10 protein-coding genes are annotated in these 12,848 nt (G+C 39.8%); 7 read left to right on the forward strand and 3 right to left on the reverse strand.

Annotation, left to right across the window (positions count from 1 at the left end):
- Positions 1–6 precede the first annotated feature (6 nt).
- Positions 7–1,887: an ABC-F family ATP-binding cassette domain-containing protein gene (locus ACYVQ1_RS00245; RefSeq protein ID WP_461249440.1), complete on the forward strand. Its 1,881-nt coding sequence runs from the start codon at positions 7–9 to the stop codon at positions 1,885–1,887.
- A gap of 85 nt (positions 1,888–1,972) precedes the next feature.
- Here ACYVQ1_RS00245 and ACYVQ1_RS00250 read toward each other — a convergent pair whose 3' ends face one another.
- The 3 genes from ACYVQ1_RS00250 to ACYVQ1_RS00260 form a co-directional block, all read right to left on the reverse strand.
- Positions 1,973–2,476: an HdeD family acid-resistance protein gene (locus tag ACYVQ1_RS00250; protein WP_002886681.1), complete on the reverse strand. Its 504-nt coding sequence runs from the start codon at positions 2,474–2,476 to the stop codon at positions 1,973–1,975.
- 68 nt (positions 2,477–2,544) lie between these two features.
- The gene (locus ACYVQ1_RS00255) at positions 2,545–3,306 is read right to left on the reverse strand and encodes an NUDIX domain-containing protein (RefSeq protein WP_461249441.1); all 762 of its coding nucleotides are present in this window, start codon (positions 3,304–3,306) and stop codon (positions 2,545–2,547) included.
- Positions 3,307–3,364: 58 nt separating this feature from the next.
- Complete coding sequence (locus ACYVQ1_RS00260; protein ID WP_461249442.1) at positions 3,365–4,471, reverse strand: AAA family ATPase; 1,107 nt, start codon at positions 4,469–4,471, stop codon at positions 3,365–3,367.
- Between the two features lie 358 nt (positions 4,472–4,829).
- Between ACYVQ1_RS00260 and gdhA the strand changes: the two genes are divergently transcribed.
- The 6 genes from gdhA (at position 4,830) to ACYVQ1_RS00290 (ending at position 12,795) form a co-directional block, all read left to right on the forward strand.
- Entirely contained in the window at positions 4,830–6,182 is a 1,353-nt protein-coding gene (gene gdhA, locus ACYVQ1_RS00265; RefSeq protein WP_037597452.1) for an NADP-specific glutamate dehydrogenase, read from the forward strand.
- 286 nt (positions 6,183–6,468) lie between these two features.
- Positions 6,469–8,010: a hypothetical protein gene (locus ACYVQ1_RS00270; protein WP_461249443.1), complete on the forward strand. Its 1,542-nt coding sequence runs from the start codon at positions 6,469–6,471 to the stop codon at positions 8,008–8,010.
- A 156-nt stretch (positions 8,011–8,166) separates the two neighbouring features.
- On the forward strand, positions 8,167–8,577 hold the full coding sequence (locus ACYVQ1_RS00275; RefSeq protein ID WP_002886693.1) for a peptide deformylase: 411 nt from the start codon (positions 8,167–8,169) through the stop codon (positions 8,575–8,577).
- 188 nt (positions 8,578–8,765) lie between these two features.
- Positions 8,766–9,209 carry a MarR family winged helix-turn-helix transcriptional regulator gene (locus ACYVQ1_RS00280; protein ID WP_002945408.1) on the forward strand — a complete coding sequence of 148 codons (444 nt, stop codon included), beginning with the start codon at positions 8,766–8,768 and terminating at the stop codon, positions 9,207–9,209.
- Positions 9,210–9,212: 3 nt separating this feature from the next.
- Positions 9,213–11,027, forward strand: coding sequence for an ABC transporter ATP-binding protein (locus tag ACYVQ1_RS00285; RefSeq protein ID WP_461249444.1), 1,815 nt, complete (start codon positions 9,213–9,215; stop codon positions 11,025–11,027).
- Positions 11,017–12,795, forward strand: coding sequence for an ABC transporter ATP-binding protein (locus tag ACYVQ1_RS00290; protein WP_461249445.1), 1,779 nt, complete (start codon positions 11,017–11,019; stop codon positions 12,793–12,795). The genes ACYVQ1_RS00285 and ACYVQ1_RS00290 overlap by 11 nt, the downstream gene beginning before the upstream one ends.
- Positions 12,796–12,848: the final 53 nt, after the last annotated feature.

Genomic DNA, 12,848 nt, shown 5'->3' on the forward strand with positions numbered 1-12,848 from the left:
AGAAAGATGTCAGATTTTATTGTTGAAAAATTAACCAAGTCCGTTGGGGACAAGACGGTTTTTAAAGAGATTTCATTCATTATCCATGATCTAGATCGTATCGGGATTATTGGTGTCAATGGGACAGGTAAGACAACCTTGCTAGATGTTGTATCTGAGCGTATTGGTTTTGATGGTGATGTGTCACCTTTCACCAAGGCTAATGGCTATAAGATTTCTTATTTGACTCAAGAGCCAGAATTTGATGATAGCAAGACGGTTCTTGAAACTGTCTTGTCATCAGACCTTCGTGAGATGGCTTTGATTCGAGAATATGAAACCCTTATGGCAGAATATTCTGAGGAGAATCAGGCTCGCTTGGAGAAGGTAATGGCTGAGATGGATAGTCTAGATGCTTGGTCCATTGAGAGCGAGGTTAAGACAGTCTTGTCTAAGTTGGGATTGTCAGACCTCTCGCAAAAGGTCGGGGACCTCTCAGGTGGTCTTCGTCGCCGTGTGCAGTTGGCTCAGGTTCTCTTGAATGATGCAGATCTCTTGCTCTTGGATGAGCCAACTAACCATTTGGATATTGATACTATTGCTTGGTTGACTAATTTTCTCAAGTCTTCTAAAAAAACGGTCCTCTTTATTACCCACGACCGTTATTTCTTGGACAATGTGGCCACACGTATCTTTGAGCTAGACCAGGCTAATCTGATTGAATACCAGGGAAATTATCAAGACTATGTTCGTCTAAAGGCTGAACAAGATGAACGAGATGCAGCAGCTCTTCACAAGAAAAAGCAACTCTATAAGCAGGAATTGGCATGGATGCGAACGCAACCACAGGCACGTGCGACCAAGCAACAAGCTCGTATCAATCGTTTTAAGGAGCTTAAGGGTGAGGTTCACCAAACGATCAATAATGACGATCTTGAAATTAACTTTGAGACTAGCCGTATTGGTAAGAAAGTAGTGAACTTCGAGCATGTCGATTTTGCTTATGAAGATGGCAAGCAAATTCTCAGTGATTTCAATCTTATCATGCAAAACCGTGATCGTATCGGTATTGTTGGGGATAATGGTGTCGGGAAATCGACCTTGCTTAATCTGATTAATGGTGACCTTGTGCCTACAGCTGGTGTTCTGGATATTGGTGAGACGGTACGTATTGGTTATTTCTCACAGCAAATTAAAGATATGGATGAGAGCAAGCGTGTCATTAACTACTTGCAAGAAGTTGCAGATGAAGTTAAGACAACGGTTGGGACAACCAGTATCACAGAGCTCTTGGAGCAATTCCTCTTTCCTCGTTCTACCCATGGGACACAGATTGCCAAGCTCTCTGGTGGGGAAAAGAAACGTCTTTATCTACTTAAGATTCTGATTGAAAAGCCTAACGTTCTGCTCTTGGATGAGCCGACAAATGATTTAGACATTGCGACTTTGACGGTTTTGGAAAACTTTCTCAATGGTTTTGGTGGCCCTGTCGTTACCGTAAGTCACGACCGCTATTTCTTGGACAAGGTGGCTAACAAGATTCTAGCCTTTGAAGAGGGTGGTGTGCGAGAGTTCTTTGGTAACTACACTGACTACCTTGATGAAAAAGCCTTCTTCCAAGAGCAAGCAACCCTCTTAGAGAAGGAAAAAGAGCAAGCTAGCGTTAAAGTTGAGAAAGTCAAAGAAGACAAAAAACGCATGAGCTACTTTGAAAAACAAGAGTGGGCGACCATCGAAGATGAGATTGCTGATTTTGAAGCCAAAATCGAAGAGATTGAAGCAGCAATGCTTGAAAATGCTAGCGATTATGGACAGTTAGCCACCCTCCAACGAGACTTGGATGCTACTAACGAAACCTTGCTTGAAAAGTATGAACGCTATGAGTATTTGAGTGAGCTAGAAGGATAAGCTCTTTAGTAATCAAAGTATGACAAAAGCCCTGCAAATGTGAATTGCAAGGCTTTTTTATGTTTATGTAGTGACTATTTTCTTCCTACCACAAGCGGAACGAAAAGGAGAGAACAGAGACCCCCGCGAAGATAATTAAGGAAGCTACCAAGCGCCCAATAAGAAAGGCTGAGAAAAATGGTGCGCTAAAGAGCAGGAGTCCAAATACTAGACAAATCAAGGCGATTGATAGGGCAGGTTGACCTGAGAATCCGAATTGACGTTGGCGATAAGCTTGAAAGCCTTGCGTAAATGCTGAGACAAGAAGCCACCAAGCGATAATGGTTACAGCTACGCCCGAGAGCACCCATGCCGATGTTGATAGCAGGATAATACCAAAAACGATGGAAATGATACTCTGAAGCAGTTGGAAGAAGGAACGGTTTTCGTTATCTCGTTTAAAATAAACCATGAGACTTGAAACACCAGATACCAGCATCACTAGGGCAAATAGCCAACCAACGATGGCAAGAAGATTTGTAGGATTAGCGAAGAAAAAGACACCCAAGAGTGTAATGAGAATTCCACTAATCAATGTAAAACTTTTCATAGGATACCTCTTATTAATTTTCTTAATACTACTATGTAAGTATCAAATTGTCAAACAAAGACCTTACTTTAGAGTGGCTTGATATGATAAGTGTAGGTGGCAGCCTTTCTGGTTCTAGTAGCTACCTGACGACCTGTTTTTTGGAAGAGGTGTTTAAAGCGACGCAAGAAATTTGTGGAATCCATCTTGAGGTAGTCTTCATTGAAGGTACCAAAAAGTTGGCGGTAGGTGGTCAAGGTGTTTTCCTCGGGCATAATGGAAAGGATAGTTGGATAGTATTCGAGTCGTCCCTTGATACGTTCCATAGCTGTTAAGAGAATTTCCCAATGGTCAAAGGCAAGGTCATCATGTGACAGCGTCTTATCACCATCAACAAGTTGCAGTTGACCGTCTACCATGGCAATGTCTAACCAATGCGTAGACGCGGCATCGTCGGCAGCCTTTTCCACTTGAATGTCATTGAAGGTCATGAAGCAGAGGTAAGCCACTGTAATGGTCCACATTCGAGGATCCCGATAAGGTGTTCCCACAGTAATGAGTTGCTCAATATGATCAGGATTGAGTGTAATGGATGTTTCCTCCTGTACTTCGCGACAGACAGCTAGATTGAGATCTTCTTGCTCCTGAACGAAGCCACCACTGAAGGCGTATTTCCCCATGAAAGGATGGTTTTTTCGCTTGATAAGTAAGGTTTGGACTCTTCCTTCATAATAGCGGAAGATGACCGAGTCAACGGTCACTGAGGGCTTAACGTACTTATCCATTTCCTTTCGCTGATAGATGTCCAAAAATTCCTTTTCGCTACCAGAGTTTTCGAAGGTTCTAGTCATATGTTTCCTCCATGTTTGTATTGTAAGTTTTAAGTGATGATTACGTTGGATTGGTCTTTTAAATCTCGATGTGTAGACGTTCTTTGATTGCTTTTTTGGCTTTGTGGTAGTTATCCGCAAAGAAGCTGTCACTATTACTATTTTCCCCTAAAATAACGATTTTATCTTTGAATGGTGATAGGAGGTCTAAGAGATGCTTGGTAAACCAGTCACGTGTTTGGCTATCAGCCATAGTCATGTCACGGAAGCCATCATCCACATAGTTTGATTTTGGCAGAATTACAAAAATCAAATCCCATTTTTCACGGGCTTGAGTTACCTGATAGAGCCGATCCAGCATATCAAATTCTTCTTTAGAAATATTTTCTTTCAAATAGTAGTCGATATAAACTTTTGTGACGGTTGAGTTGGTATCGGCAAAGATAAGTCCTGAGTGCTGCCCTTTATCAATGATATCAGAGGTCTGGGCATATTGATCTGTCAGGAGGTGAATATAATCGTTAGTATCTAACTCGTCATCTCGTACATTATACTTTTCTTGATACTCCCTAGCATATTCAAGAGAGCAGGGAGCGTTGTAAGTTCGGGCCAAATCTTTAACAAGAGTAGTTTTTCCACCGCTAGCAGAGCCCACAACAAGGACCTTACGAGTAAAGTGACGACGGAAAGGCTTGGTGATAAAACGCCAATTTTCCATAGGATTGTCGCGAATCTCGGTAGCAGAGATGTTGATAATAGAGCGTTCGATGAGTTCTACCTGAGCTTGAGGATAATAGCGATTGAGCTCAGTCACGTACTCTGGCTCTCCAACATAAAAGGTAATCTTTTCAGGATTATCCGTATTTTTAGAGATAAGCTCTTTGACACGATTAACCCAAGGTACCCATCCCTCGGGATAGGCTGGCATTCCAGCCTCATCCAGTTTATCCACAACGACTAATTCATCATCATAGAAAACTTCTCGAACATAACGGAAACGGCGGTTGAGCGATAGGCCTGCGCGTGTCCCTCGATCTTCTTGTGTGTTGCTGCCACTTACGATGACGAGCACATTGTCATTAGCGCGTTTTGCCTTGGTAATAAGGTCAACGTGCCCAACATGCATTGGAGCGAAAGTTCCAAAAACAATGCCGATGTGCTTTCCTGATAATTGCTTTCTTTTCATAAAAAATGATCCCTTTCAAGATTTAGTAAAATTACTAAATTCATAATAACATAGTTGGGGATCTTTGTAAATGTAAAAATAGTAAATCTACTAAATTATTTTTTAGGCTATTTTAGCTTTAAAGTTGAAAAAAAGTTTAAAAAATTTTGGAGAAAAACTAGAAAAATAGAATCCGCTTACATTGTTGAATTGATAACTTTTTAGGAGTAGCTTAAAAAAGATAGATTACTTGCTATGTCATAAAACCTAACATAAAAATCAAAAAAATAGCAGAAAATACTTGACAAGAAGATTCTGAAAATTTATACTATTCATGTAATTAAATTACTAAGGTAATTATTTGAAAGGAAAAATTGATATGACAACAGGTAAAGAGTACGTTGCTAGCGTTTTTGAAAAAGTGAAAGCTCAAAATGGCCATGAGGCTGAGTTCCTTCAAGCAGTTGAAGAAGTTTTCGATTCACTTGTTCCTGTCTTCGACAAATATCCTAAATATATTGAAGAAAACCTTTTGGAACGTTTGGTTGAACCAGAACGTATCGTTTCATTCCGTGTGCCATGGGTTGACGATAAAGGACAAGTACAAGTAAACCGTGGTTTCCGTGTACAATTCTCATCAGCTATTGGTCCTTACAAAGGTGGTCTTCGTTTCCACCCATCAGTAAACCAATCAATCATTAAATTCCTTGGTTTCGAACAAATCTTTAAAAATTCATTGACTGGTCAACCAATCGGTGGTGGTAAAGGTGGATCAAACTTCGATCCTAAAGGTAAATCAGATAACGAAATCATGCGTTTCTGCCAAAGCTTCATGACTGAATTGAGCAAACACATTGGTGCAGATACAGACGTACCTGCAGGTGATATCGGTGTTGGTGGACGTGAAATTGGTTACCTCTATGGCCAATACAAACGTCTTCGTAATGAGTACACAGGTGTTCTTACTGGTAAAGGTTTGAACTGGGGTGGATCACTTGCTCGTACAGAAGCAACTGGTTACGGTGCTGTTTACTTTGCAGAACAAATGCTTAATGCACGTGGTGAAAACTTTAACGGTAAAACAGCAGTTGTTTCAGGTGCTGGTAACGTTGCCATCTACGCTATTGAAAAATTGCAAAGCCTAGGTGCTAAAGCTGTAACATGTTCTGACTCATCTGGTTTTGTTTATGATCCAGACGGAATCGACGTTGACTTGTTGAAAGAAATCAAAGAAGTTAAACGTGAACGTATCGTTAAATATGCAGAAGCTCGTCCAAATGCAACCTTCACACCTGCTGGTGGTGAAAAGACAGTTTGGTCTATTAAAGCTGACTTGGCATTCCCATGTGCAACTCAAAATGAATTGGATGAAACAGATGCAGAAACACTTGTAGCAAATGGTGTATTGGCTGTTTCAGAAGGTGCTAACATGCCTTCAACTTTGGGAGCTATTGATGTCTTCCTTAAAGCTGGTGTATCATTTGGTCCTGCCAAAGCTGCTAACGCTGGTGGTGTTGCTGTATCAGCTCTTGAAATGGCACAAAACAGCGGACGTACACAATGGACATTCGAAGAAGTTGATGCTAAACTTTACGATATCATGAAAGGTATCTACGAAAATGCTGCAGCAGCTGCTAAAGAATTTGGTCATGAAGGTAACCTTGTTGTGGGTGCCAACATCGCTGGATTCCTTAAAGTTGCAGACGCTATGTCAGCTCAAGGTATTGTTTAATTAACAGCCTTGACCTGATTAATAAGCCTCTCGATAAAATAAGAAAAGAAGCCTGCGGGTTTCTTTTTTTGTTTAGACAGACTTAGGAGGAAGAGGAGTTCTGTGCTTTTTTTGGTATAATGACCTTGTAAGAAATCTCTTTCTAGAGCAGATTTTTATGAATTAGAATATGAGAGGAATAATTTTGAGTGTTGGAAAGGGTCCCTGTGGGCTAAAAAAGAAGAAGTATACTAATCAGACAATCATTCTAATAAGTTTCTTAATCAGTATGGTGTCAATACTGCCTATGTTCTTTTTTAGAGACAAGCTTTATGGTGATGATATTGTCTTTCACATTAACCGACTGTTATCTTTGGATACTGTCTGGAAGAGTCCTATTAATTTTACGACTAACGGAGGTACCGGACAATTAATCAATACCTTTTATCCCTGGTTAACTTATTATCCAATTTTCATAATCTATAAGCTGACTCAGTCGGTCTTTGTAGCCTGGATGAGTTTTCAGTTTCTTGTTCGCTTTGTAACTTGTTTGCTTAGTTTTTACGGATTACGTTTATTGAAATATTCTGATAAACAGGTGACGATATTTTCTACCTTTTATCTCTTTTCGGGGTATTTCTTGCACAATTCTTATTACCGGGCAGCCGTTGGCGAAACGCTAGCGATGATTTTTCTACCTCTAGTTTTCGTTGGCGTTCGTTTGATAACTTTTGGAGATTACAAGAAATGGTGGATCTTGACTCTTGGGATGCTTGGTTTAGTTTATTCCCATGTCTTATCGGTCCTTTTGGCTTCTGTTGGGATTTTCTTTGCGGTGGTAACTAGTTTTTGGATTTGGGATAATAAAAAAGAACGTGTCCTAGGATTTCTTAAGGGCACCCTTGTCACTCTTAGTATGTCTCTAGCTTTCTTTGTTCCTATGATAGAGCAATTCAAGTTTGTCACTCTACGAACGACTTTTAAACCGCTCCTATCAAAGACAGCTTTAAGTCTGGCAGACAACTGGGAGTTGATTCTAAAAAGTGATTTAAGGACTCCATCAGTTAATCTTCTCTACCTCCTGGGCCTAGTGCTAAGCCTGATTTTTACTAAGCGTTTTGTTAAGGTTGGGGAAGCTAGAATTTACCTTTTTATTTCTCTTATTTTAGCTTTTTTAACCTTGAAAAGTTTTCCTTGGCAGTTTTTACAGGCAAGTCCAGTGTCCAACCTTCAATTTCCTTGGAGATTATGGAGTTTTGCTCTGCTTTTCTTCAGTTTAGCTTTGGCGAATATCATGGAAAATATTTCTATAAAGGCATCGACAATACTTGTCTTGTTAGGTCTTTGTCTAAATATGTTTCAGATTGTTACTGTTCAAGATAAGATGACTAAAGCAAAGAATATATTGCCAAGCGATACCAAAGTCACGAGAGAAATGCTGGCCAAGGGAACTTATAAAAATATAAATGGGGATTATACCAATAAAGAAGTGCCTTTTGGCTTTGTCTTTGACAAACACCTTTTCTTGGATAATCAGGAAATCAAGCCATTCATCAGCCGTTCTCCCAACGAGCTAGTACTTACAGTGACCAACGAGTCTAAAGAATCTAAGGTCTTGTCGTTGCCAGTTTTCTACTACAAAGGACAAGAAGCAAGGATTGATGGGAAGCGAGTAACCACTTACTTAGCTAAGGAAAAGAATCCAACTAATCTAGTCTTACCACCAGGTAAACATGGTGTTGTTTTGACCTATAGCTATACTACAGTTGCTAAAGTGGCAATGAGTGTTTCAACTATTAGTCTTTTGGTTTTTATTGGTTATTTGTATAGAGTGAAGAAAGATGACTAAAAAGGAGCCTGCGGGTTTCTTTTTTTGTCTGTTTTACTAGAGGGTGGGCCTTTTGATATAATAGGTCAAGGTGATTTATTTGGAATGAAGACCTTTGGTTTCGATAAAAGAAGGATATATCATTTCATAGTTTAGATAAGAAAAGGGAGTAAATAGATGATAAAAACTATCGTAAAGGATGTCTTTTTCCTTGGACAAAAATCGACAGAAGCGACTAAAGAAGACCTCTATTTGGCTAAAGATTTGCGTGATACATTGGAGTTTCATAAGGATGCCTGTGTGGGTATGGCTGCCAATATGATTGGAGTTAAAAAGCGTGTCATTATCGTAAATATCGGTTTTGTTAATCTAGTCATGTTTAATCCTGTTTTAGTCAGCAAATCCTCACCTTTTCAAACAGAGGAGTCTTGTTTATCTTTAGAAGGAAGTCGTCCAACCAGACGTTATGAGTCGATTGAGGTAGCTTATTTAGATGAACAATGGATGCCTAAACAGTTAAGCTTTTCTGGCATGCCAGCCCAAATTATTCAACATGAATTGGACCATTTGGAGGGTATTATTATATAGCTAGCATGGTTTAGGAAGTGCCTGACATTAGACTTTGAAACATCGATTAGAATAGTTATGGGAGTGAGAGTAGGAACTAAAAATTTCTACCTCACTCTTTTTTAGTTCTCATAGGAACTTTTTCTTGACAATAGTTCTCATAAGAACTAAAATAGTTTCCATGAGAATTATTTAAGGAGGAGCTTGCGATGCATGGAAAAGATCCTTTTAGTGACTTCAGAGAATTCATCAATACTATGGAATCTCGCGTGCAAGAGTTAGGTAAAGCGTATGGCGTTGAGCATCTGGCTGGCCCGCAAGGATTTGCCGTCAGGTACTTGTTTGAGAACCAAGATAAAGAAATATTTATCAAAGATATTGAGAAAAAACTATCTATTTCCAAGTCAGTGGCTAGTAATTTGGTCAAACGTATGGAGAAAAATGGTTTCGTTGAATTGGTGACATCTGACAAGGATAAACGCTACAAGTATGTTCATCTGACAGACTTGGGTAAAAAGAAGGCTCAAGACGTCGGACATTTCCGAGAGGCTATCCATGGACAGTTGTTAGATGGTATTTCGAAAGAAGATGCAGAAACAGCTTTTCGAGTCTTTCACCAAATTCGTAAGAATTTAGAGAAAAATAAGGAGTAACTTATGTTTAAAATTTTTAAACGTTTGACGGCAAAAGAGTTAAGTATGATTGTCTTAGCTGTGATATTTGTTTGTTTGAACGTCTATCTAAACTTGAAAATTCCAGACTATATGTCTGACATTACAACCCTCTTATCAACCAAGGGGACTAAGGCGTCGGATATTTTTGCTTGGAATACGGATGCCCCAGGGATGCGAATGCTTTTAATGTCCTTTGCGGGCTTTATGGCCTCTGTAGTGGTTGGTTTTCTAGCTGCCAGAACAGCAGCTAGTTTTACCACTCGTCTTCGTGATGATATCTTCCATCAGGTTTTAGATTTTTCGGATGCCGAGATTAAGAAATTCTCTATTCCTAGTCTTTTGACCCGTACGACAAACGATATTACACAATTACAGATGGTACTGACCATGGGGTTACAGGTTATTACACAGGGACCTATTATGGCAATCTGGGCTATTACAAAGATTGCTGATAAAAATGGAAATTGGCTTCTTGCTTTGCTTGTGGCTGTGGCAGTAATTGCCATTCTCATGCTTTTCCTCTTGATTATGGTCATGCCTAAGCAACGCTTGATTCAAACTTTGACAGATAAACTCAATAGTGTGACGCGTGAATCTCTTACTGGGATTCGTGTGGTACGTGCCTATAACGCTGAGAGTTATCAAGAGGATAAATTTGAAAAGGCCAATACTGATCTGACCCAAAACAATCTTTTCATCGGTCGTTCTTTTGCCTTGCTGACACCGGTAATGACTGCTGTATCTAGTGGTTTGACGCTAGCTATTTATTGGATTGGTGCGCATCTGATTGAAGATGTTAAGATTCCAACTGATCCAACTAAGATTGCTAGTGCCATGGAAAATAAGGTCCATCTCTTCTCAGATATGGTGGTTTACTCATCTTATGCCATGCAGGTTGTTATGGGATTCATGATGATGATTGTTGTCTTCTTCCTTCTTCCACGAGCAGTTGTAGCAGCTGGACGTATCAATGAAGTTTTAGATACTCAATCTTCAGTTGCTTACCCTGAACGTAGTTCTGAAAAGCCTAAAGAAGTCGGAACTGTTGAATTTGAAGATGTTTCCTTCCGTTATTCTGAAACTTCAGAGCCTGTTTTGGAGCATGTTAGCTTCAAAGCTAAAAAAGGAGATACGGTTGCTTTTATTGGTTCAACGGGATCTGGTAAATCAACGCTTGTTAATCTTATCCCACGCTTCTACGATGCAACGCAAGGAACTATCAAGGTTGATGGCGTTGATGTTCGAGATTATGATCATGACACCTTGCACAATATTGTCGGTTATATTCCACAAAAGGCTGTGCTTTTCTCAGGTGATATCACATCAAATATGACAATGGGAACTAGCAATAACAGTCCTCTCGATGACGCTAAAATTTGGGAAGCTCTCGAATTGGCTCAAGGAAAAGACTTTGTTGAAAATAAAGAAGGTCAACTTAAGGCAGAAGTGGCTCAAGCTGGGTCTAACTTCTCAGGTGGTCAGAAACAACGTTTGGCTATTGCGCGTGCACTTGCCCGTAAGCCTGAAATCTTGATCTTTGACGATTCCTTCTCAGCTTTGGACTATAAGACCGATCGTAAGTTGCGTCAAGAATTGGCTGAAAAAACACAAGATATGACCAAGTTGATTGTTGCGCAACGCATCTCTACTATAATGGATGCTGACCAAATCTTGGTTCTTGATAAAGGTAAGGTCGTTGGTCAAGGAACCCACAAGGAACTCTTGGCTAATAATGAAGTTTACCAAGAAATTGCCTATTCACAATTGTCTAAGGAGGAGCTAGAAAATGGAAAATAAGCCAAAAACATCGTCCTATAAACGTTTAAAACCCTATATTAAAGGTTTCCAAGTTCCCTTTGTCCTTGCGATTGTTGGAGCCATTATTTCAGCAGTCATTACAGTTATTGGACCAGATAAGCTTAAAGAAATTACCAATACTATTACTGAAGGTATTACACCTACCAAAATGGGGACGATTCCAGGCATTGACTTGGACAAGGTGGCAAGTATTGCTATGACCTTAGCTGTTCTCTATGCCATTTCAGCGATTGTGGGTTACTTACAAAGCTTTACGGTTGCGACGGTTACACAACGCTTTTCACAACGTTTCCGTACAGCTATCCAAAAGAAAATCAACACTGTTCCCCTTAATTATTTTGACAGTCATTCTCAAGGGGACACCCTCTCTCGTGTGACTAATGACGTTGACCTTTTGGGACAATCTCTTAGTCAAGGTCTGGGTACCCTAATTACTTCAAGTGTTCTCTTGGTCGCAGCCATTATTATGATGTTTTACTCAAATGTCACTATGGCTTTCACTGCGATTGGTTCTGTCTTGATAGGATTTGTTCTAGTAGCCTTCATCATGGGTTTCTCACAACCCCTTTTCAAACGCCAACAAGAAAATTTGGCTAACATTAACGGGTACATTGAAGAAATCTACACAGGTCAAGCAGTTGTAACAAGTTACAATGCATCTGAAGAAAGTAGTCAAGCTTTCAAGGAGCTTAATGATAAGCTCTATAAATCGATGTGGCAATCTCAGTTTATCTCAGGTATTATGATGCCACTTATGATTTTCATTGGGAACTTTGGTTACGTCATTGTCTGTCTTGTGGGAGCTATTAAGGTTATTGATGGTAGCTTGACTATTGGTGATGTGGTAGCCTTCATGACTTATGTTCGTATTTTCTCACAACCTCTTTCTCAAATTGCACAAGGGATTACACAGCTTCAGTCAGCCACTGCAGCTATTGGTCGTATCTTTGAATTTTTGGAAGAAAAAGATATGGACGATGAGTCAGCCAAGACAGCTGAATTGACAGATACTAAAGGTCAAGTTGTCTTTGATCATGTTTCCTTTGGCTATACTCCTGAAAAGACTATTATTCATGATTTTTCAGCTCTTGCTAAGCCAGGACAAAAGATTGCGATTGTTGGTCCAACAGGTGCTGGAAAGACGACTATTGTTAACTTGCTTATGAAGTTCTATAACATCGATCAAGGTCGTATCACCATTGACGGTGTGGATACGAACGACATGAAGCGTGAGACCGTTCATGACCAATTTTCTATGGTACTTCAAGACACTTGGCTCTTTGAAGGAACGATTCGGGATAATTTAATTTACAACCAAGAAAATGTCTCTGACGAGCAAGTTATTGCTGCAGCCAAGGCTGTCGGTGTTCACCACTTTATCACCACACTTCCAAAAGGTTATGACACTTATTTGGATGATTCTGTGACATTATCAGTTGGTCAGAAACAGCTCTTGACCATTGCACGTGCCCTTCTGAAGGATGCCCCTCTTCTTATCTTGGATGAAGCGACATCATCTGTTGACACCAGAACAGAAGAATTGATTCAAAAAGCCATGGACAAACTTATGGAAGGTCGGACTTCATTTGTCATTGCTCACCGCTTATCAACCATTCGAAATGCTGATCTAATCCTTGTGATGAAAGATGGGAATATTATTGAACAAGGAAATCATGATGAGCTCATGGCAGCAGATGGTTTCTATGCTGATCTTTATAATAGTCAATTTACAGAAGAAGTTGCCTAAACTTTTCTTATAAAATTATAAGATTTTACAAAAAACCATAGAACGTATGACTG

The sequence above is a fragment of the Streptococcus parasalivarius genome, assembly GCF_054785155.1.

Bases quoted from the DNA above. Each gene is read 5' to 3' on its own strand.
- ACYVQ1_RS00245 (WP_461249440.1), top strand. From the start codon at position 7: ATGTCAGATTTTATTGTTGAAAAATTAACCAAGTCCGTTGGGGACAAG.
- ACYVQ1_RS00250 (WP_002886681.1), bottom strand. From the start codon at position 2,476: ATGAAAAGTTTTACATTGATTAGTGGAATTCTCATTACACTCTTGGGT.
- ACYVQ1_RS00275 (WP_002886693.1), top strand. From the start codon at position 8,167: ATGATAAAAACTATCGTAAAGGATGTCTTTTTCCTTGGACAAAAATCG.
- ACYVQ1_RS00280 (WP_002945408.1), top strand. From the start codon at position 8,766: ATGCATGGAAAAGATCCTTTTAGTGACTTCAGAGAATTCATCAATACT.
- ACYVQ1_RS00285 (WP_461249444.1), top strand. From the start codon at position 9,213: ATGTTTAAAATTTTTAAACGTTTGACGGCAAAAGAGTTAAGTATGATT.
- ACYVQ1_RS00270 (WP_461249443.1), top strand. From the start codon at position 6,469: ATGTTCTTTTTTAGAGACAAGCTTTATGGTGATGATATTGTCTTTCAC.
- ACYVQ1_RS00290 (WP_461249445.1), top strand. From the start codon at position 11,017: ATGGAAAATAAGCCAAAAACATCGTCCTATAAACGTTTAAAACCCTAT.
- ACYVQ1_RS00260 (WP_461249442.1), bottom strand. From the start codon at position 4,471: ATGAAAAGAAAGCAATTATCAGGAAAGCACATCGGCATTGTTTTTGGA.
- ACYVQ1_RS00255 (WP_461249441.1), bottom strand. From the start codon at position 3,306: ATGACTAGAACCTTCGAAAACTCTGGTAGCGAAAAGGAATTTTTGGAC.
- gdhA (WP_037597452.1), top strand. From the start codon at position 4,830: ATGACAACAGGTAAAGAGTACGTTGCTAGCGTTTTTGAAAAAGTGAAA.